Below are 20336 nucleotides of genomic sequence, written 5' to 3' on the forward strand. Positions count from 1 at the left end.
ATGAACAACAGTTGGTCCCGCTTTAATATTGCCTCAGTCGCACTCGGTTTTGCCTTTCTTTATTTGCCGATTGTTCTGCTGGTTATTTATTCATTCAATGAATCCCGCCTTGTAACTGTCTGGGCGGGGTTTTCGACCAAATGGTATGTTGAACTTTTCCGTAATCAGGCCTTGATGGATGCGGCATGGGTCACATTGCGCGTCGGACTTTTGTCGGCCACGATTGCAACTGTGCTTGGCACATTGGCAGCGCTTGCGCTGACCCGTTATACGCGGTTTCGTGGGCGCATCCTGTTTTCAGGCATGGTCTATGCGCCGCTGGTCATGCCGGATGTCATTACCGGTCTATCGCTGCTGCTATTATTTGTGGCGATGAATTTTGACCGCGGGTTCTGGACCGTAACGCTTGCGCATATTACCTTCTCAATGTGCTTTGTGGCGGTGGTTGTGCAGTCACGTCTGTTAAGCTTTGATCGTTCGCTGGAAGAGGCGGCGATGGATCTTGGTGCTCCACCTGTTACGACCTTTATGAAAATTACCCTGCCGGTCATCCTGCCTGCCGTCGTTTCAGGCTGGATGTTGGCATTCACGCTTTCACTTGATGATCTGGTTATCGCAAGCTTTACGTCGGGCCCGGGAGCAACCACACTGCCAATGAAGATTTATTCGCAGGTGCGGCTGGGTGTGACACCAGAAATCAATGCGGTCTGTACCATTTTGATTGCACTGGTGACGACGGGAGTCATCATTGCCTCAATCGTAAACAAGCGCCGTGAAGTACAGCGCCGCCGTGATGAACAGGCGACATTCCGCATCGGTTGATTTTTATCAAATGACAAATGGGGCAGGTTATTGCCCCATTTCAATGCCTGCCGTTGATGGGGAGATGAATGGCCGGTCCCATGAGCCGCCAACAAAGAAATGCAATGGTGGTTTTATTGGCGCTGTCTGGACCTGTTCGCCATCTGTGTTTTCCTGCTGTTGCGGCAATTGACTATCAGGAAAGATAACCTCGCCGCTCAGTGCCAGACTGCGATCGACGAATGGCACGATGCCAGCAAGCTTGAGTGTGCCTTGTGCCGTGACCAATGTTGCGTTTTCCAGCGATGCAACACCATCCGAAAGGTTTGCTTTCAGATCAAGACGATTAAAAGCTAGAGAAACATTTTCCTGTCGTGCAAGGGCAAAAAAGCCCTGACTTTGCGCTTTGGAGAGAAAATCCTGAACTGAAAAGCCCTGCATCTGACCATTGTTCAACTGCACAGAAACATTACCCTGAGCATTGTCCAGCAAGCCCGACCAGCGATTGGCCGGGCCCTTCATAAACAGTGAAACATTGCCCTTCCCATTGATGAAAGGCTTGTCAAAACCAAGTGCTGCAAAGAGCTGCGAGCTATCGATGTCGGAAGCGTTGAATCGCAATTCTCCACTTGCCGTTTTGAGATCGCGTACGATCTGGAGATTGGCCTGAAGGATACCATTAAATGCCTTGGCATCACCAATATCGAACATTGCACGGCCACCTCTGATCTGCACTGCCGCAGCTACGCCAGCCATTGATACGGGGCCGGCAGTTGCAGTTTGTGCGGAAAGGCGCAGATCCAGTTCGGAGCGATTGATGAAGCTGGTATTGATTATGTCACGTTCATTCAGATCCCGTTCGCTTGGTGAACGCGGCTGGTTTTCGGGTAAAGGAACGAAGATCGAAAAAAGGCGGCGCAGGTCCAGCTTTTCAAAGGCCAGTGTTCCGGTGATTGTCGGCGTATCCTGTTCAAAGCCAACCTCGATAACACCTTTTGCCGGGCTTTCATCCGTTGTCATTTCGACATTATCGAACTTAAGGCGATGGGCGGTTGAAGTGATTGTTGAATTGAGTGAAAAACTGCCAATTTCTGTGCTGCCTGCGACGGGCGGTAGAGCGAACCAGCGCAGCGTATTGCTTAAGGAAGGCATTTTGACGCTTAAGGCGCCTTCAAAGAAACGATTATTGGAAATGTTGGCCTTGCCTTCGAATGTGATGTTCAAAGGCGTTGACAAGAAGCTTGCATTTACATCGGATGTGCCGCCAGCCAGCAGTGGCAATGCCTGTGCGGCTGTCAGGTTGAATTGGGTATTTTCACCACGCCATAATGCATTGCCGCGAAGTGTTGCAGCACTTGATGTGCGCGGCCATTCAAGGGTGGCATTGAGCTTTGTGATCTGCTGTTCTTCTTTTCGTGCAGGCTGTTGCTTTTCCGGGTAGAACGAAATCGTGCCATCACGGATGACAACACGTCCGAAAGGCTGGGAAGCCTGCTGGGTGGCAATAGTTTTGTTGTCTGCACCATTTTGCTGCAAACTGCGCTGGGCGCGTATTGCTGTGCCCAGTCGACCATTCGAATTTGCGATTGCATTCAGAAGTTCTTCAAAATTATCGACCGGGCCGCCAATATTGAAATGCGGCCTGACAATCTGGGTCTCGGAGAATGACAGCCTTCCCATGATAGCATCAAGCGGCGAAAGCTCGATTTCAATGCGGTCGGCACTCATAAAGGGTTTGCTGCTCTGGTCGGACATTTTGCTCAGTGTGACGCCGTCAAGCGAAGCACGCAAAACCGGGAATACGCGCAGCCGTGGTGCTTCGCGCAACTCAACACTATAGCCTGTCCATGCACTGATCTCCTGCGCAACACGAATACGGATAGCGTCAGTGGAGACGATGAAAGGTATGATCGCAAGCAGGGTTGCGATCGCCGCAGCACCCAGAATAACGAGCGCGATAATAAGGCGCATAAATCGAGGCCAGCGCATCAATCATCCTATCAGTGAAACATATTGCATAATTTAGCTTAGCACTTTGGCAAAGCAAAGCCACCTATGCTGATTCCTGCATAGGATTAAATGAGATTTTCCTGCTGATAGATGCTGGCATTTTGTCTGGGCTTTAAATCTTGTCCAGATCATTATGCCAGATCATTGAGCAAGAACACGTGTGGGTGGAAAAATGATTTCCACGACAGTGCCCTGACCCGGGGTAGAGTCAATTGCAAATTGTGCACGATTGGCCTCGACCATCGCCTTGGTCAGAGGCAGACCAAGGCCGGTACCTTCATTGCGCCAGTCTTTTGCACTTTCGGCCTGACGGCGTTGCAATGTGTTGACCTGACGGAATGGTTTAAGCGCCTGTTCGATTTCTGCCTTGGTCATGCCAATACCCGTATCGCGCACACGCATCACGACATCGCCATTCAACTCGTAATTGGTTGAAACAATGACCTGTCCACCTGTCGCCGTAAAACGCACGGCATTGGAGAGAAGATTGAGAGCGACCTGTTTGATCGACCGGGCATCGGCAACAATATCCGGCAGGTTTGACTGGAAGCTTGAGCGGATAATGATGCGTTCGCGATTGGCCTGTGGCTGCATCAAAGCGATGGCTTCGTCAATTGCATCATTGAGTGAAACCGCTTCGAATTGCATATCAAGCGCACCAGCTTCAATCTTGGAAATGTCGAGCAGATCATTGACCAGTGCCAGCACATGATTGCCTGAACGGTTGATGTCGCGCAGATAGTCGCGATAACGCTCATTACCGATTGGGCCGAATTTTTCATCAGACATCAGTTCGGAAAAACCAATGATTGCGTTCAGTGGGGTACGAATTTCATGGCTTATGCGTGCAAGGAATTCTGTTTTTTGACTGGATGCCCGCTCGGCCTCACGACGCGCATTGGTCAGCTCTTCCTCGGTGCGTTTCCACTGGGTTATATCACGCAAAACGGCGCAATATCCATTTGTATGAGGGAGCTTTCCCATAGTCATGAAGAGCGGAATAAGTCCGCCCTGTGCTTCGCGGCCAATCACCTCGCGCCCATCATTGAGGACACTGAGCACGCCATTATCGGAAAGACTATGGAGATAGTCCATTGCCGCCCGCTGGCTTTCGATCGCAAACAGCATTGAGAAGAACTTGCCTTTTGTCTCAGCCTGATCATAACCAAAGAGAGCTGCCGCAGAATGGTTCATCGAACGCATTCGCCCTTCAGGATCAATCAGAACCACACCATCCGTGGCTGTATCAAGAATGGTCTTGAGTTCTTCTATATGCCCCTGGAGAGCCTGGGTTTCCTGGCTGGTCGTATTTTCAACCTCTGATAATGCCGGGTTATTTGCCCGTGGCAAAAGGCTGAGCATCAAGGCGCGGCCATTACGCCAGTTAATGGCATTCAAATGCGCTTCTACCGGTTCTTCACTGCCATTTGCATGGCGCAGAACCATACTCTCAGATTTGTCGCCGTCATCAATGTTACTGTTAAACAGTGCAGCAATGCCGCCAGCTTCCTGAATTTCTGGCAGTGCGCGATAACCTGTCCGGTCTAGAAGAGCCTGATTGATATAATGAATCACATCACCAGAATGAATGATGACAGGAATGGGCAGACTGGCGAGAAGGGCTGTTTCGTCAGTGTGTTGTTTTTGGGCCGATCCTGCATCTTTTATTGCATGCTCATCGGATGATGGTGCCTCAGACACAAGGGTTACATGTTCGATGCGCTCTGCCGTCGGTTTTGGATGGCTGACGTCCTCTACCGAAGCTTCGTTTTCCTGATGCGCATTGGCAAGCCCCTGTTTGCGCAGACGATCTGCGATTTCGCGAAACGCATTGCGTTCTGTGGCGGTTAAGCCACCTTCCGGCCGGTGCTCTTTTTTATGCTGCTTTGCGTGATCAGCTTCTACTTTTCCGCGAGCGGCTGCATTGAGCAACTCGATAACCTTGTCAGATTCACGACGGCCCGGATTAGGGGTCAGTTCAAACGGAAGTGTAGGTGAGTCTGTCTCATTACGCCTTGCTTCGGGGTGGTCATCATTGGCAATTTCTTCTGATAGAGCCAGAATGTCGTCATCATCATCGGCGCTCAGCATTTCCTGGACAGTCGGCGCCGCTTCACGCTTCAAGGGTTGACCACCTGCAAGCACCATGCCGATTGCCTCAGGGTCGTCTTCTGCATCCTGTGGTCGAACGAGGCCAAAACCGCGAAAACCAACGAACTCACGATTGCGCGAGTAAACGGGCAATGCGGCAAGCTCGACCGGCACGCGCAAGCTGGTTCCTTCAACCGGCCATAATAGTTTCTTACCAGACCATGTGCTGCGCTGTTCCAGAAGTTCAGCAATGTCACCAGATGCGTCGAAACCAAAAACATTGGCGACTTCTGTAAAGCGCCTGCCAATAATATCTGCCGCATTGGGGCCAATGATATTGCCCAGTTCCGGTGATACTTCTGTAAACATCCCAGCAGCATCAATTTTCCAGATGAAACGGGCAGGTGCACCCGTAGGGTCAAAAACAAAGTTTTTGGGAGTAACGGGCGCATTATCCTGTATGACTGCCGCCAAAGCTGGCGCAGATGCCGGCGTTTTCGTGTCTACAGGCGTGAGCGTTTCTTCAAGAATGCAAATCAAATATATGGCTGGATTATCCGTAAGCCGGGTAATTGCTCCAGGTACCGATTTTTTACCGGCGCGAATGCGGCGTTTCACGATGCGCTCGGGTGCGTCATGCGTTTCGATGATCAGATCTTCAAGGGTTGAAAGAGCAATATCGAGCATCGCAAAGCGTTTGCTTGCAGAAATCATCTGGGTTTTGGCATCAAGCATGGCAATATGCGTTGTTTCACTGCCAAAGCCAGCAATAATAGCTTCAGGGGGAGATGCCTCTTTCTCCGATGCAAGCAATAGTGCTTCGACGCCATCAGGCATGGTAATGCTCGAAACATGAAGACGTACGAGTTCGGAACGAAGTCCTGCATTCAGGCGCACTGATACAATACGCGAGGCACCATTTATCTCGGTGCTGGAATCTGTGATCTGACGACGCATTGTAACGGGCAGTTCAAGTTCACTGCCAATAATATCTTCAATATGTTCAAATCCGAACAGCCTGGCACCGGGGCCATTGATCCAGAGAACTTTCGACAGGTCGCGCGTCAACACGAGCTGCGCATCGCCTCTGGCAAAGCCTTCGCGGATATGATCCAACGCGGCTATATCTATGAAGGGGTATGATCCTGACATACCGATCCTTTAACTGCTCTTCCAATGCCCCATATTAGGCTTTAACAAACTGTTAATAAGCTTCTTCTGGGCTCGGGTCCATATTTCCATTCGATATGGGCCTGACTTTCTGTTCCATTAGTTAATATGGCTATGGCAATTTTATGTGCCAGGCCATTATCAGGGCATTATTCAGCGTCGTGTGCAGTCATGCATAAAATATGATGAGCATAATCCTTACAATTTTAATGATTATTGAGTTGTTGCTAACAAACGGGGATTTCTTCGAAAAGATTATTATAATGGCTTGCAATATGGATCGATTCTCCGTATGTGACCCCTAGTTGACGCGCATCACAAGAATGTTCGTTGAGATTTAGGTACGCGGTCGTAGCTCAGTTGGTTAGAGCGCAGGATTGTGGCTCCTGAGGTCGGTGGTTCGAATCCACCCGTCCGTACCATCTAAATTCCCCTAACTTATTAATTTTATTACATAAAAAGCACTTGCGAGAAATCGCTATTGTGCTTTTCTCGGTTTTTGTTCCACATTTTGCGCCACACACGCCTTTGGGGAACGTCTTAATGTCACCTAAACACGAAGATAAACGGCCTGACAGGCACCTCCAGTAGCGCAATGGAAACTATTTTATAAGCGTCGCGTCCCCCGCGAAGTTGCTGCACTTGATGCGCCGGGTGAGCATATACGGATATCCTTCAAAATAAATGATCTGTCAGTTGCTCGTGCCAAATGTGATAAAGAGGGGACAATTCCACATCGATCATATTTCAAATCCCAACTGAAAACATTTTGCAGTTGGATACAAATCACCAATCCGATTTGAGATCACGAACTGAAAATTAGTTCCAGAAACTCTGTATTAAATCAGGAAAATTTATTTCAGCATACCGCGAAAATGCAACACTAAAGGTGCTTGTCGACCTTTTGCCTTCTATTTTGTCGGCGATCTTCTTGATGGCTATACCAACCTTGAGCTTATCAGCACGATCAGCACAATGGAAACCTTTCAGAAGATCTATCGGCCCGAGATTTACAATGCAAATTCGGTAGCTGGGGCCTGCTTTCAGCCAGATATTCAGTATCAGGACTACTCATTGACGCGCATTGTTTATGATCGTGAAGAGCGTAGCCGCCTTGCTGTTGAGCAGGGAAAACTCGCTCAGGAGCACTTCATTAAACCTTATAAGACCGTCCTTGAGCAATGGTCTGCCAATTACCCCCTTTGACGAGCCAAAACACAAGGTTACCTATCATGAAAAGACTATTGCCCACGTCGACCGCTGCCAGTTTGCCAAAGCCTTCCTGGCTTGCTGAAGACTTAATGCCAGTATTCATGAAGCTGGAATATCGAGGTGATTATTTTATTGCTTGAAGAGGATCCGTAACAGAGGCGTATTGTCCATGGTTTCGGAGAAGCTCGGTTGCCTTTTCAAAGTTGACGGCTTTGGAGAAAACATAGCCTTGTCCTAGCAGGCATCCCATTTCTTTTAGCCTCTGAGCAAGTTCCAGTGTCTCTATGCCCTCTGCAACCAGTCTTATGTCAAGGTCTTTTGCGATTTGTAAAATGCCTTTGACAATTGCCATGCTGGGATCACCGGGCGCTAAACGGGATATGAAAGATTTGTCGATTTTGATGATATTTACTGGTACTGTCAGCAGATGCGCTAATGCGGCAAAACCAGTACCAAAATCGTCGAGTGCGATGCGAACGCCTTGTTCTCTCAAGCGTTTAATGCCGGAGATTACAACGTCGTCCCGACGCCCGATATAGGCGTTTTCTGTTATTTCTATAATCAGGTGTTTTAACGGAACATGGTAGTTGCCAAAGGTTTCGGCGACAAAGTTGGAAAGATTGCCGACATAGAAGTCTGCGGCCGTTACATTTACCCCTACATGTTGAACAGGTAGATCAAGGTCAAGCCAGCGTTGAATGTCCTGTGCAACGACTGTCAGCATATGCTGTGTAATTTCTGATGCGATATGAACGTCTGAAAAGGATTCCTGAAAAACGGAAGCAGCGAGAATCTCGCCATCCAATGTTGTCATACGGCTGAGCGCTTCAAAGCCGATGATCTCGTTTGTATCAAGCCTTATAATGGGTTGGTAATGTGCTGTAATCCTTTTTTGCTCAAGTGCTTCGCGTACCTGGCGGATGGAATTGTGTCTATGGGTGATCCTCGTTTCAACACTGGGTTGATAACGCACAAAACTGCCGCGGCTGGTTTCTTTAGCGTGATAGAGCGCAAGATCAGCATTTCTGCGGACTATTTCGGGCTGTGTGTCTTGCGATGCGAGGACGGCTCCACCAATTGTTACGCGCGGAAGTATGGTCTGGCCCTGAAACTCAACGGGCGAAGACAATGCTTTAAAAGCCAGCATTGACGTGCGATTAAGATCATAAAGTGCCTTATGGCTTTGTATGATGACTGTAAACTCATCCCCACCGGTGCGAAAGGTGATATCTGGCGCAAGTGAAGTTGAAACACGCGTTGCAATTGTCTTGATCAGGAAATCACCAACTTGGTGGCCAAATGTATCATTGGTGACTTTCAGATTGTCGACATCAATGACAAAGAGTGCCCAGCTGCCGGCAAGTTCGCAGCGCAATTGTGACAAGGCATCGTCAAAAGCAGCACGATTTGGTAAACCGGTCAGTGCATCAACGGTTGCCCGGCGTTCATAACTCAGGATACGATTTTCACGTGCCATTGCCAGTTTGCAAAGCTGGGCGGTGGCATTAATCAGGCGTTGTTCAGATTTTGAGGGCTTATGTTTTTCAGTGAAATATACGGACAATGCACCAATGGGTTTGCCCGTTTCATCTCTGATTGGTACAGCGCTACAGGCATGTAGCCCAAGCGAAAGAGCCAGATCTTTATAGGTGGCCCATTTCAGATCATGTTCGATATCGGCAACTGTGACCGGTGCATTATAGTAAATAGCACTGCCACAAGACCCTACTTCAGGGCCAACTACAATATTGTTTAAAGTGTTACAATAGACTTCAGGAAAATGCGGAGCTGCGATTGTATGCAACATGCCAGCAGAATCTACTGAGCAAACCATGACACGTGCTTTGCGGAGAAGTTTTTCCATTCCTAGGCAAACACGCTGAAGAATATATTCAAGCGGTTTGCCTTTGGCTATTAACTCAAGAACACTGTTCTGGAATTTAAGCACGCATCCCCACAGACCTGTTGTTATGTAAAGTTAATTTTTACATGAAAATCATATGTTTCAAAGTCTTATTGATATAAATAGTTAATTATTAATAATTTTTCGTGCGGTAACGTAAAAATCAAAAGTTGTATTAATATTTTATAATAAAAATAATAATTAATTATTCAGATAAAATTTTCTGCATATTGATCTGGCGGTTAACACGATTAGTACTGTTTTGCTGAAAAGATAAATCTTATGATCGGCTGACTGGTTTGTTTGGTGTCGATTTCTGCAATGCCTGATTATCAGTCATTGCTTTTTTAATCATTAAAAATTGCTCGTGAAATTATGATGTCTTTTTTGTCATCGCTTTGTCATGCAGTCAGACTAGAAGTGCGCAAACCATTAAGATTGCACACTTATGTTACACAAAGCTAAAATAAATAATGATGTTGCAGTTCAGGCCGAAGGGCTAAGTTTGGCCTATGGCAGCAACACTATTCTCAAAAATATCGATCTGACTCTTCCAAAAGGTCAGACGCTGGCATTGCTTGGCCCATCAGGATGTGGAAAGACCACTCTTCTGCGCCTTGTGGCTGGTTTGCTGGCTCCGACAACAGGATCCATCACCATTAATGGTGAAAAGGTTGCCGATGCTGCAAGCCGACGCTTTGCACCGCCCGAAAAGCGTCATCTTGGCATGGTCTTTCAGGACTATGCATTGTGGCCGCATATGTCGGTTTACGGGAATGTTTCCTTTCCGCTTGAGATGCGTGGCGTTGGACGGGCTGAGCGTGAATCACGTGTAAAATCTGCATTGGACCGGGTTGGTCTTGCCGGTTTCGGTGATCGTTCAATCAGTGATATGTCCGGCGGTCAGCAACAGCGCGTAGCGATTGCGCGTGCAATTGTGGCTGAACCCGGTCTTGTCTTGTTTGACGAGCCCCTCTCTAATCTTGACCGCGAATTACGTGAAAACATGGTCAGTGAAATTGGTCAGCTTGTCGCTAATCTTGGGCTGACTGCGATCTATGTCACGCATGATCAGAGCGAGGCTTTCTCGTTGGCGCATCAGGTCGCTATTATGCGTGCAGGCGTGATTGAGCAATTGGCGGCGCCCGAGGTTCTGGTAGCGCAGCCGACAACACCGGCCGTTGCTGATTTCTTACGGCTTGGTTGCGTGATGCCTGTGGAGCGTGCGAGCGCGGGTTATCGCATTGCGCAAACAGAAATTCATTTGTCCCATGAGATAACTCCCCCACAGGCAACGCATGTTCTTTTGCCATCACGTTCAGTGCGCAGTGTGGCCATGAGTGATGCATCCATTCCTGCAACTGTTTTGCGTACGCAATTCCGCGGCGATGGGCATCTCACAACTGTACGCATCGGTTCGCACAATGAAGGGCATGAGCTGACCTATCTTGACACCGCTCGTCATTCTCCGGGCGTTCCGGTTGGTATTGCAATTGATGCGGAACAGCTTCGCTGGTTCGCTTAGGTCCTGACTCTAACTCATCACTTCACATCCCGCATCTCAGGAGAGATTTATGAAGAAGTCCCTTTTCGGCGCAAGCATGGCATTTGCTGCAGCTTTGCTCGCAAGCACGGCAGCATTCGCTGATATCACAGTTTATTCGGCTGGTCCGGGTAAGCTGATTGAAGGCCTTGCTGCCGGCTTTACCGCCAAGACCGGTACAAAGGTCAATGTCTTTCAGGCAACAACCGGCAAGGTCATGGCTCGTATTGAAGCTGAAGCGGCCAATCCTGTGGTAGATGTTTTGATTTCTGCTTCCTGGGATACAGCAACTGATTTCGCCAAGCGTGATTGGCTTGTGGCTTATACCAGCCCCAATGCTGCAAAAGTTCCTGATTTTCTGAAGAATGAAACTGCTGTTGCACAGGGCGTATCGGCGCTCGCTATTGCATGGAATCCGAATAGCAAAACGCCAAAACCTGCCGAATGGTCTGATCTGGCAAAGCCGGAATATAAGGATCTGGTCAATCTGCCTGATCCGGCACAATCGGGTGCAACATTTGAACTTGTTTCAGCACTTTCGGAAACGCAGGGCTGGGACTTGTTCAAGAACCTTCAGGCAAATGGTGCAATTGCAGCCGGTGCCAATGCTGAAGCTTTGAATCCTGTGCTTCAGGGTGCCAAGGCCGCTGTTTTTGGCGCTGTTGATTATATATCGCTTTCTGGCAAAGCCAAGGGTGAAGCGATTGATGTGATTTTCCCATCGTCGGGCACGGTTATTGCGCCGCGTCCGGCCATGATCCTCAAATGGTCGAAAAATCAGGACGAAGCCAAGCAGTTTATTGATTACATGCTTTCTGACGAAGGTCAGAAGATGGTTGCTGCTACCTATCTGATGCCGGCCCGTTCCGACGTCCCTGCCAATCGTCCTTTGATCAATGACTTGAAAATTCTGAAGATTGATGCTGCCACTGTTTATGGCAAGCGTAATGAAACGCTGAAGGAATTTAACGCGATCTTTGGCGCGAAGAAGTAATGAACGGACGGCTCTCTTCTGTGTGGGGAGAGCCGTTTATTTTTGTTGATTTTTAAAAATTGCTGTTATTTTCCGTGGCAGCAGGAATATCGCAGAGGCAATCATGAGTGCAAAGACCGCTACCGCTGCAAATCCGCTTGGGCTTGTGGCCGTCACCGGCCTCGCTATTGTCGTTGCGGTTCCGTTTGTATTCATTGTTTTGCAGGCGATTTTTCCGCAGATAGGGCAGGGCGTACTGAGTGCACCTTTTGTTCATTTGCCAGCCTTGTTTGAAGATCCGAAGCTTCTGCATATGACGGGTAACACGATCCTTCTTGGCATCAGTGTTGTCATTTTATCAGCAATTATTGCAGTGCCGCTTGCTGTGTTCCGCGCACTTTACAAAGTACCCTTTGCGTTGGTCTGGGACGTGCTGATGCTCGTACCTTTTATGATACCGCCCTATATTGCGACGCTTGGCTGGATCATGACATTGCAGCCAAGCGGTTATCTTGAGCAGCTTGCAGGTTTCAACCTGGCACCATTTCTGTTTTCGCTTGCAGGCATGACTTTCGTTATGGCGCTCAACACGTTTCCGCTGGTCTATTTCGCGGTGTCCCGGACGATTGAGGCAGTTGGTGCCCGCTATTCCGATGTGGGCCGGGTGTTCGGGGCATCACCATGGCGTTCATTTTTACGCATTACATTTCCTTTGGCGACGCCCGGACTAGCGGCAAGTCTGCTTCTCGTATTCGCATCAGCAATCGAAGAATATGGTACCCCTGCCGCTCTTGGTAGCCGTTCGGGTTTTGAAGTGCTGGTCACGGAAATCGATATGCGCATATCCGATTGGCCAATTGATCTTTCGGGGGCTGCCGTCTTTTCACTGGCGCTGGTCTTGTTATCGCTTGTAGCTTTCATGTTGCAACGCTGGATTTTGACACGCCGTTCTTATGTTACCACTGGCGGCAAGCCACAAAACAAGGACAAGCGCGATCTTGGTGCGTTCAAAGCTCCAGTCGTCATCCTGTTTGGGGTCGTTGCTTTCGCTGCCACTGGCGTGCCGCTTCTCGCAATTCTTGCAACCGCCATGTCAAAAACCATTTCCGGCGGACTGACGCTATCCAATCTTGGTTTTGATAATTTTGCGGCCATTGCCGATAATAGTGCAGGCGCCATGCGAGCATTGACCAACAGCCTTTCATTGGGGGTAACAAGCGCTCTTTTGACAGGTTTGCTGGGGGCTATTGCTGCCTATGCCGTTGTAAAAATGCGTTTCCGTGGGCGCTTCTGGCTTGATGTCCTGACAGTCTTACCAAACTCGCTTCCGGGGGTTGTGGTCGCTGTCGGTCTTATCCTTGCATGGAACCAGCCATCGCTCTTGATATCACCTTACAATACCCCCCTGATCCTGTTGCTTGCCTATTGCTGTATTCTGTTGCCGCAGCCGATCCGCTATGCAACGGCAGCTTTCCACCAGATTGGCGACAATCTTGAAGCGGCAGCACGTGTTTGTGGGGCGAGCAGTTTCACGACTTTTCGCCGGATTATGTTGCCACTGATCGCGCCGAGCCTGATCACTGCAATGCTGCTGGTTTTTGCTGTTGCAACGCGTGAGCTGGTTGCGTCCATATTGGTGGCGCCTGTTGGTATGCAGACGATTTCCATCTTCATCTGGCGGCAATTTGAGCAGGGTTCAATTGGTCTTGGCATGGCCATGGCCTTTATCGCGATATTGCTGACAACGCTGCTGCCACTTTTGCTTATGGGCCTTTTGAAGCGGACAGGTCTTGTAAAAATCTAATTCTGTCGACAAACTGCGTACAGAGATTTATCCTTTCAGCATGCCACAGAGTCTATCAAAGAGTCTGTGGCAGAGGCTGAAAGGAATAAGCAATGTCTCTCATCACCCAACATCCACATATTTCCAATGAGGAACGGCTGGCGCGTATCAATAAAATACGCTGCCGTCTTGACGAGAAAAACATTGCTGCCTTGCTGCTTGGGTCGACCGAGAGCCTGCTTTATTACACTGGTCTTGTCTGGCATTCGAGTGAGCGCTTGCTGGGAGCCGTCATCACACAAAGCGAGATCATCTATATTGTTCCGGGTTTTGAGCAGAGCCGTGTGGAGAGCCTGCCGCATCTTCCCGGTGAAATTCGCATCTGGCAGGAAGAACAAAACAGTGCATCGCTTGTTGCCTCACTGCTGAAAGCGGGTGAAACGCTTGCTGTTGACGATGCCGTACCGTTGTTTGTCTACAATGCTTTGCGCAAAGAAATCGGTGCAGAGCGCCTTGTTGATGCAGGGCCGATGATAAGTGCACAGCGTATCGTCAAGTCTCAGGCCGAAATTGATATCATCAAATATGCCATGGGATTGACATTGGAAGTGCATCGCCGCGCTCATCAATTCATTCGTCCGGGCACTGTCGCCTCCGATGTTGTGCGCTTTATTGATGAACAGCACCGTGAACTGGGCGCAAATGGGGGCTCGACTTTTTGTATCGTTTCTTTTGGCGAAGCAACCTCGTTGCCGCATGGCGCGGATGGCGAACAGTTTTATAAAAATGGTGATGTCATTCTGGTTGATACGGGTTGCCGGATTGATGGTTATCACTCCGATTTGACCCGAACCTATATGCTGGATGAGCCAACGGCCGATTTTGAACGTATATGGGTGATTGAACGGCAGGCACAGCAAGCCGTGTTTGATGCTGCAAAGATTGGCGCTGCTTGTTCCGAACTCGATGATGCTGCCCGGGCCGTTCTGGTCAGGCATGGGTTGGGGCCGGATTATCAGTTGCCCGGCCTTCCACACCGTGCTGGTCATGGTCTGGGACTGGAAATCCATGAAGCGCCATTTATCGTTCGTGGTAATCATCTGCCGCTTGCACCGGGTATGTGTTTCTCAAATGAGCCGATGATTGTTGTTCCGGGACAATTTGGTGTGCGTCTGGAAGACCACATCTACATGAGTGCAGAGGGTGCGCAGTGGTTTACGCAACCTGCCAAAGGTCCAACTGAACCATTTTCCTGATATGGCGAAAGAGCTGACAATGACGACAGGCGATAATAATGACACTCCTGAACGAAAGCGCGGTTCCGGCGGGAAGATGGTCTATGAGCTGCTGCGTGATGAAATCCTTGATCTGGTGCTGCCTCCTGGCAGCCCGATTGATGAGGTGCAACTTGCAGAGCGGTTCAAAATGTCTCGCACGCCAATTCGTGAAGCTTTGGTGCGTCTGGCAGGCGAGGGGTTGATCGATACGCTGCCCAATCGCTCTACAATGGTGTCAAACATCGATTTTCTCAACATGCATACTTATTTTGATGCACTGACTTTGATGTATCGTGTCACAACCCAGCTTGCAGCCAAAAACCATCGGCAGGAAGATCTGGATATTATTGCATTGCATCAGGCAGAATTTGCAGAGGCGGTGGAAGCGCAGGATGCGCTCGGTATGATTGCCACCAATGCCGCGCTTCATCTGGCGATCGCAGAAGCGGGGCGCAATTTATATTTTACAAGTCTTTTCAAACGATTGCTGGATGAGGGAAGGCGTATCCTGCGGCTTTACTATCAGTCCTATAATGACCAGTTGCCACGACATTTCGTGGCAGAGCATGAGGAGATGATTGCCGCAATTGCTGCACGTGACATAAAATTGGCAGAACGTCTGGCGCATGAACATGCAGAGCAGATTGTGCGCCAGGTTCAGAAACTTTTGATGCGTGATGATCGTCTGAAAATTGACCTCTGATACGGCACAAATTCTGTCGACAAATAAAATACAAGCTGATATATCAGATGTGGAGACTGATGGGTTGCCGGTATTTCCAGCGGTTCAGTCGCTCTGGTTTTGTTTGTCGCATCTCTGAAGCTGGATCGCTTTGCAAATAACGGAGATGCTTTGAGAGGAGTTTCTAGATGGCTGCCAATATTTTTTCCGGCGTGATTCCGGCTCTGATGACCCCGTGCAAGGATGATCGTACCCCTGATTTTGATGCGCTGGTGCGCAAGGGCAAGGAGTTGATCGCTGACGGCATGTCGGCTGTTGTTTATTGTGGATCGATGGGCGACTGGCCGCTCCTCACTGACGAACAGCGCATGGAAGGTGTTGCCCGTCTGACTGCTGCCGGTATTCCTGTGATCGTTGGCACAGGTGCGGTGAATACAGCTGTTGCGGCAGCTCATGCGGCGCATGCACAGAAGGTTGGTGCCAAGGGCCTGATGGTCATCCCGCGCGTTTTGTCGCGTGGTTCGGTAATTGCTGCACAGAAAGCGCATTTCAAGGCTATCCTGTCGGCTGCACCTGATTTGCCGGCTGTAATTTATAACAGCCCTTATTATGGCTTTGCCACACGTGCGGATCTGTTCTTCGCTCTGCGTGCAGAGCATAAAAACCTTGTTGGTTTCAAGGAGTTCGGTGGCCCTGCGGATATGCGCTATGCGGCTGAAAATATCACCAGTCGTGATGACGATGTTACGCTGATGATTGGTGTTGATACGGCCGTTTTCCATGGTTTTGTGAATTGCGGTGCAACCGGCGCTATCACCGGCATTGGCAATGTTCTGCCAAAGGAAGTCATTCAGCTTTGCAAGCTTTCGCAGGCTGCAGCAGCGGGTGATGCAGATGCACGTCAGCGTGCGCTTGAACTCGAACAGGCACTTGCAGTGCTTTCGTCTTTCGATGAAGGCCCGGATCTGGTGCTCTATTTCAAGCATATGATGGTGCTTAAGGGTAACAAGGAATATACGCTGCATTTTAATGAAACAGACGCTCTGTCCGACAGTCAGCGTGGTTATGTTGAAGCGCAATTCAAGCTGTTCAACAACTGGTATGCCGAATGGAGCAAGCTACCCGGCGCTGTGCAGACCTATAAGGCTTGAGAATACAATAGCTACAGCAAAGAGCGCGTTCCGGTCTGATTGAATCAGACCGGCTTGTCTCAAATATTGCTTTCACCACACATCCCGCGAAGTGTTTCATTCTTTTCGGGATGTGCTCTCATAAATACGAGACTGAAGGTTTTCTATTCATAAAGAGAGCGGGCCAGTTTTCGTATTGCTTCCGCAGTACGAGGACCAAAACCCAGCATATAAGGGCCTTCCAGAACAAGCAGTGACTGGTTTTTAGCGGCAGGTGTCTGTTGCAGAGACTTGTGTGAGAATACATCATCAGCAGTTGGCCCCCCGTTTCCGTCTGAAAGCATCATGATCACATCGGGTGCAGCTTTAATGAGCCACTCATCAGAGACTGGTTTATATCCGGTATAGACAGAAAGTGGGTTTTTTGCGCCTGCATAACGTATAATGGCGTCAGCGGCTGTATCGCGCCCGGCACCGCTCAAGCGTATGAGGCCGTGAAAGAAGACAACCTTTTTCTGTCTGCCAGCGGATATTTTAGTTGCATAAGCTGTTGCGGCATCAAAGTCGTCTATTACTTGCTGCGTTAGCAGTTCGCCCTGTTTTTCAAGGCCGAGTCTTTTGGAAATAATTGCAATCTTCCTGATAAGACCATTGCGGCTATTATCGACCGGTACATAAAGAACCTCGATTGTCGATTGATTGAGAACGTCCATTGTTTCGGGCGGACCAATGTCTTCAGAGGCTATGATGAGGTCGCTTTTTAATGTAAGAATGCCTTCCGGTGACAGGCTGCGACGATAGCCAACATTGGCTCTGTTCGCAGTTTCTTCAGGGTATTTGCTGCTTCGATCAACAGCAATCACCTTATCGCCTGCGCCAAGGGCAAATATAATTTCTGTTACATCGGGACCAAGAGAGACAATACGGTTTGTTTCCCGGCCCTGCGCGTGAACAGGCGCTTGGATGGCAAGCAGGCTACCGATAAGAAGTATCAATGCCAGCAAACACCTGCTGAGAGTGCGTGCATTATTCGGCCAGATTTGTAATGTCAGGGACACGGTCTTTTGATCCAGTGAGTACAGGGAATGGTCAAATGAACTTATTTAAGTTGAGTATAATGGTCAACTTAAATAAGTTGTATTTCCAGAGCTCATTTTGATCTGATTGAATGAGGTAGGTGTGCCTAAAATATTTGTTTGATTAATTGTCAGGTTGGCGAAGAGAATATTTTTTTACGAGACGGATATTTTGTTTTCTTGTCGACTGATCGGAAGAATTTACCAAAGCAGACAGGGCACGCGCATAGTCGAGTACAAGCCCTGGGGTCCAGGCCATTGATTCTGCTCTTTTGCGCATAAGACCGGCCGCCCATAATTCAGGAAAAACAATTGCCTGAAGTGCTTTGAATACGGGCCATCGATGCTCTCGATAGACCCCTTCAAGGGCTGCATCGAGTGCATCGGCTACTGCACTTGAGCAGTTTCTGTTCGTTAGATTATATGTATTATTTGCGCGATAGTGTTTCCAGAATTTACGCAGGCGTGCTGCATCAATATTCTTGATTTCTACCTGCACAGTCGATGGACACCAGTCAGTCGATTCAACTTCATAGCTTGGTAAAAAACGGCCAGCTACATTATTGTCGGCTGTGGCGCGTAACGTTCTGCTGAACTCATCAGGATTGCGATCAATTTCTGTTGCAGGATAATGGCTGATATAAACATCCGGGGCCATTTCCAATGCTGCGTGACCAGTCGAAATGACTCCATTGGTATCAACAGCCGCAATATAGCGATTAATTGCACGCTGGCGCAAAGGGGTCATTGCCGTGCCTGTAGGTGTCCAGACGTGGACAATAAGGCTTTTGCGATTTCGAGCAGTCCGTTTTTGAAAAAGCTGTGTGGCGCGTTGGTTAAACGGGTTTCGGCTTAGGATGCTTGTCAGGGAAGCGTCTGCTTCCAACCGCTTGATCCGAAATGCGATACTGAGCAAACCAATTCCGGTAAGAAAGAGGACGGCTCCAACATTTACTCCGACAGTGCCCTCATACCAGGTTGGCCATGGTTGAAGGGTTATAATTGCGAGCAGAACTTCTATTACGCCTCCCGCAAATCCCAGTTTCCAACGCGGGTATCGTATGACCCAGGCGCTTCCAATGCGTACAACACCATCAAGTAGAAAACAAAAGCCAAATAATACCGCCAGAGCAAAATTGCTTGCAGGCGTAGAGCTGATAATGAGTGCACTTACGCCAAGCAGAACAACTCCTTGCACTATGCGCATTCTTCGTGCTGTGCCGTAATAAGCAATAGCAGCAAAGAGGCATAATGCTGCTTCGGGTAATAATAAATAGCCAAAAAATCGTGATGGTATGATGGTTTTGCCATCAAGTGCATCAATGATGATGAGCGTTCCGCTAATAATCCAGATTACGGAGATTGTTAACAAAGTTCTCCAGTGCCGCTGAATAATTTCGCGACCCAGAAGAAGAAACAATATTCGTATCACTCTCTCACCCCGATAGTTTTCTATGGACCTTTTAGAGCATAATTATGCTTCAAATAAAAATGGTTAGAGCGGTGATGATATCGCTTTTTTATCGTGCTGCTGGGCCGAGCGGATCGAGCGGGAAGTGCTGATGCTGACGCATAGATTTTTCAAAAAGCTCTAGGGCCAATCGACATTCATGTTTTGAGGCGTGGTATGGACGAAAATTGTCCAGTTTCAGGAGCGAAACCGAAGGTGGAGTGTCGCTCCATCGAGGTTTAGCGACGCCAAAATGGGTAATTTGCGCCATATCCCTTTGGGACGTGGCGGATTTTGTCCCTGAATGCGTCGAAAAGCCCTCATGGTGTTCACACCACCTCGGCCTTTTCTTCTGTTCTGCGACAAAATCCGGCTCACGCCCCGCCCGAAAAATGAATGTCGATTGGCCCTAATCCTTTTTGAAAAGAATACGCCCCGCCCAGCCTGTAAGTACAGCCAGAAACACGGCAAACAGACCGTAATAGAAGCTGTACTTATGGGCTATATCATAGATGCTTTGTTCGACACTGGCCTTAACAATTTCAAGACTTGCATTGGCTTCGCGCAGAAAAACACCATTGCGGAACAAAAGAGCACGTGCTCGATGACGTCCGACTGGTACATTGGCCGAAAGATTAAGCGTTGCACGAAACAGGGTGCGAGAGAGAAACTCAACACCGCCGATACGTTGGCTGTAAAGCCCTTGCCGAATTTTCATCTCGCGCAATTCATTGCCGAATTTTAAAATATTCGCTGAAAGACTGGCCGGGTCTTCTGGTCTAAGGTAAAAATTGCGTACGCCAACTGAAAGTTCGCGATAGAGTTTGTCATCGGCAATATCTTGCAAATTGCGTGTTGATGCGAGCGAATAGGATAAAGGCACGCCAAGAAACGTTTCAGAATCAGCATTGACCCAGACACCGAGATAGCGTTCTTTCTTGCGTACAACGAGATCGCGCGACGGGCCTTGCAGCACGACGATAATATCATAACGTCCCTGGCGCTGGATCAGTGGGTCGGCATTATCCAGTGCACCAAAAATGGTCAGATCTGTGCCAGAAAAATTGGAAGTAATTGCAATCGTTTCCGTCGATAAACCAATTTCGATTGTTTCTTCAGACGGGTTTTGCAGTTGTGGTATATTATTGGTGTTACCGCTTGAATCGTTCTGAGCGGATGCGCATGTTGCGGCCAGGCTAAGAAAAAATGCGAATATAATCGTGAGTTTCCTCATT

Annotated in this window: 14 protein-coding genes and 1 tRNA gene; 9 read left to right on the forward strand and 6 right to left on the reverse strand. The window is 48.7% G+C overall.

The window, feature by feature from the left end:
• Nucleotides 1–822 (forward strand): ABC transporter permease, encoded by an 822-nt coding sequence (locus tag FHY56_RS00405; protein ID WP_140903215.1) that lies wholly within the window; start codon nucleotides 1–3, stop codon nucleotides 820–822.
• A gap of 27 nt (nucleotides 823–849) precedes the next feature.
• Here the strand turns inward: FHY56_RS00405 and FHY56_RS00410 are convergent, their stop codons facing one another.
• Both FHY56_RS00410 and pdhS read right to left on the reverse strand, forming a co-directional pair.
• Nucleotides 850–2790, reverse strand: coding sequence for an AsmA family protein (locus FHY56_RS00410; RefSeq protein WP_140903216.1), 1941 nt, complete (start codon nucleotides 2788–2790; stop codon nucleotides 850–852).
• A gap of 162 nt (nucleotides 2791–2952) precedes the next feature.
• On the reverse strand, nucleotides 2953–6054 hold the full coding sequence (pdhS, locus tag FHY56_RS00415) for a cell-division control histidine kinase PdhS (RefSeq protein WP_140903217.1): 3102 nt from the start codon (nucleotides 6052–6054) through the stop codon (nucleotides 2953–2955).
• 363 nt (nucleotides 6055–6417) lie between these two features.
• Here pdhS and FHY56_RS00420 point away from each other — a divergent pair.
• Together FHY56_RS00420 and FHY56_RS00425 are read left to right on the forward strand one after the other, a co-directional pair.
• A tRNA-His gene (locus FHY56_RS00420) sits at nucleotides 6418–6494 on the forward strand.
• A 442-nt stretch (nucleotides 6495–6936) separates the two neighbouring features.
• Nucleotides 6937–7278: a putative oxygenase MesX gene (locus FHY56_RS00425; protein ID WP_235889402.1), complete on the forward strand. Its 342-nt coding sequence runs from the start codon at nucleotides 6937–6939 to the stop codon at nucleotides 7276–7278.
• Nucleotides 7279–7408: 130 nt separating this feature from the next.
• On the opposite strand, the gene FHY56_RS00430 is transcribed toward FHY56_RS00425, so the two are convergent.
• Nucleotides 7409–9232 carry a sensor domain-containing phosphodiesterase gene (locus FHY56_RS00430; RefSeq protein WP_140903218.1) on the reverse strand — a complete coding sequence of 608 codons (1824 nt, stop codon included), beginning with the start codon at nucleotides 9230–9232 and terminating at the stop codon, nucleotides 7409–7411.
• Nucleotides 9233–9635: 403 nt separating this feature from the next.
• Here FHY56_RS00430 and FHY56_RS00435 point away from each other — a divergent pair, with 403 nt between their 5' ends.
• The 6 genes from FHY56_RS00435 (at nucleotide 9636) to FHY56_RS00460 (ending at nucleotide 16596) form a co-directional block, all read left to right on the forward strand.
• Entirely contained in the window at nucleotides 9636–10712 is a 1077-nt protein-coding gene (locus FHY56_RS00435; protein ID WP_140903219.1) for an ABC transporter ATP-binding protein, read from the forward strand.
• A 49-nt stretch (nucleotides 10713–10761) separates the two neighbouring features.
• Nucleotides 10762–11724, forward strand: coding sequence for an ABC transporter substrate-binding protein (locus FHY56_RS00440; protein WP_140903220.1), 963 nt, complete (start codon nucleotides 10762–10764; stop codon nucleotides 11722–11724).
• Between the two features lie 103 nt (nucleotides 11725–11827).
• Nucleotides 11828–13507: an ABC transporter permease gene (locus FHY56_RS00445; RefSeq protein WP_140903221.1), complete on the forward strand. Its 1680-nt coding sequence runs from the start codon at nucleotides 11828–11830 to the stop codon at nucleotides 13505–13507.
• Between the two features lie 92 nt (nucleotides 13508–13599).
• Nucleotides 13600–14742: a M24 family metallopeptidase gene (locus FHY56_RS00450; RefSeq protein WP_140903222.1), complete on the forward strand. Its 1143-nt coding sequence runs from the start codon at nucleotides 13600–13602 to the stop codon at nucleotides 14740–14742.
• A gap of 19 nt (nucleotides 14743–14761) precedes the next feature.
• Nucleotides 14762–15466 (forward strand): GntR family transcriptional regulator, encoded by a 705-nt coding sequence (locus FHY56_RS00455; RefSeq protein ID WP_140903223.1) that lies wholly within the window; start codon nucleotides 14762–14764, stop codon nucleotides 15464–15466.
• A gap of 167 nt (nucleotides 15467–15633) precedes the next feature.
• On the forward strand, nucleotides 15634–16596 hold the full coding sequence (locus tag FHY56_RS00460) for a dihydrodipicolinate synthase family protein (protein ID WP_140903224.1): 963 nt from the start codon (nucleotides 15634–15636) through the stop codon (nucleotides 16594–16596).
• Nucleotides 16597–16739: 143 nt separating this feature from the next.
• On the opposite strand, the gene FHY56_RS00465 is transcribed toward FHY56_RS00460, so the two are convergent.
• The 3 genes from FHY56_RS00465 to FHY56_RS00475 form a co-directional block, all read right to left on the reverse strand.
• Nucleotides 16740–17570, reverse strand: a complete 831-nt coding sequence (locus FHY56_RS00465; RefSeq protein WP_235889387.1) for a heme/hemin ABC transporter substrate-binding protein — start codon at nucleotides 17568–17570, stop codon at nucleotides 16740–16742.
• A 205-nt stretch (nucleotides 17571–17775) separates the two neighbouring features.
• Entirely contained in the window at nucleotides 17776–19023 is a 1248-nt protein-coding gene (locus FHY56_RS00470; protein ID WP_140903225.1) for an HdeD family acid-resistance protein, read from the reverse strand.
• 487 nt (nucleotides 19024–19510) lie between these two features.
• Nucleotides 19511–20335: a TIGR02186 family protein gene (locus FHY56_RS00475; RefSeq protein WP_140903226.1), complete on the reverse strand. Its 825-nt coding sequence runs from the start codon at nucleotides 20333–20335 to the stop codon at nucleotides 19511–19513.
• Between the last annotated feature and the right edge of the window lies 1 nt (nucleotide 20336).

The organism is Brucella gallinifaecis, assembly GCF_006476605.1.
In the GTDB taxonomy this organism is placed as follows: Bacteria; Pseudomonadota; Alphaproteobacteria; order Rhizobiales; family Rhizobiaceae; genus Brucella; species Brucella gallinifaecis.

Coding starts and splice junctions, on each gene's coding strand:
- FHY56_RS00405 (WP_140903215.1), top strand. CDS start 1: ATGAACAACAGTTGGTCCCGCTTTAATATTGCCTCAGTCGCACTCGGT.
- FHY56_RS00435 (WP_140903219.1), top strand. CDS start 9,636: ATGTTACACAAAGCTAAAATAAATAATGATGTTGCAGTTCAGGCCGAA.
- FHY56_RS00460 (WP_140903224.1), top strand. CDS start 15,634: ATGGCTGCCAATATTTTTTCCGGCGTGATTCCGGCTCTGATGACCCCG.
- FHY56_RS00475 (WP_140903226.1), bottom strand. CDS start 20,335: ATGAGGAAACTCACGATTATATTCGCATTTTTTCTTAGCCTGGCCGCA.
- FHY56_RS00445 (WP_140903221.1), top strand. CDS start 11,828: ATGAGTGCAAAGACCGCTACCGCTGCAAATCCGCTTGGGCTTGTGGCC.
- FHY56_RS00440 (WP_140903220.1), top strand. CDS start 10,762: ATGAAGAAGTCCCTTTTCGGCGCAAGCATGGCATTTGCTGCAGCTTTG.
- FHY56_RS00455 (WP_140903223.1), top strand. CDS start 14,762: ATGACGACAGGCGATAATAATGACACTCCTGAACGAAAGCGCGGTTCC.
- FHY56_RS00410 (WP_140903216.1), bottom strand. CDS start 2,790: ATGCGCTGGCCTCGATTTATGCGCCTTATTATCGCGCTCGTTATTCTG.
- FHY56_RS00450 (WP_140903222.1), top strand. CDS start 13,600: ATGTCTCTCATCACCCAACATCCACATATTTCCAATGAGGAACGGCTG.
- pdhS (WP_140903217.1), bottom strand. CDS start 6,054: ATGTCAGGATCATACCCCTTCATAGATATAGCCGCGTTGGATCATATC.